The sequence below is a fragment of the Pantoea sp. V106_11 genome (assembly GCF_029967885.1).
Taxonomy (GTDB): Bacteria; Pseudomonadota; Gammaproteobacteria; order Enterobacterales; family Enterobacteriaceae; genus Pantoea; species Pantoea ananatis.
In genome coordinates this window covers 1-672 of the sequence record NZ_JASCAK010000015.1, presented here as the reverse complement: position 1 = coordinate 672, position 672 = coordinate 1, and the positions used below count along the sequence as shown (strand labels likewise).

1 pseudogene is annotated in these 672 nt (G+C 48.2%); it reads right to left on the bottom strand.

Annotation, left to right across the window (positions count from 1 at the left end):
* Nucleotides 1–522: 522 nt before the first annotated feature.
* A pseudogene (locus QLG08_RS01440) lies at nucleotides 523–672 on the bottom strand (integrase); the annotation flags it as partial.

Sequence of the window (672 nt, the reverse complement as noted above, 5' to 3'; positions counted from 1 at the left end):
TGGCGAAACGGGAAACATGAAGAAAAACCCACCGACATTACTAACTGAAGGTTGTATCTAATACTGGGGGCTGGTCAGAGGCTGCAATTCAATTTTTGAAAAAAAGTTTTGATAATTACAGTCAGGGACGACCACCCACTACTACATCAGTCCACGGAGACCTGGATAGCAATAAACATCATCACGAAGCTTTTCAGATACTGATACTGAGACATCTGGAGACTGGAATGATCATGCGTGACTATTGCGCACTTTGTAGTCTGGCCACGCATCTTGACTGACAACGAGGCCAGGATGTCTTTTCACTCTGGTTAAGCTAAGTTAAATTACCAGATTAACTGGCGCCTGTTGGTTCTGCAAAAATATCCTCTTAACCGTCTGATGAGGGATAAGTCACCGTCTCTTATTCTTTGCGAGGCTAAACATTACTGCAACTGTCCGGGCGACAGCATTACAAAACCGAAAATAACTGTTGCGTAAAAGCCTTTCCGTGGCGGCAGTGTCAGTGATTCGCGCAGATCATTACCCGAGAAGGTCCCTTGCCCGAGCTGCATCCATGCTGAACCGCACGCCGAGCTGGCGTGTCACGTCCAGCGCAAACACCCGCGTATACCATTCGGTCGACTTCGCGTCCTTGTGGCCCATCAGGGTCTGAATGACCTTCTGGGGTAC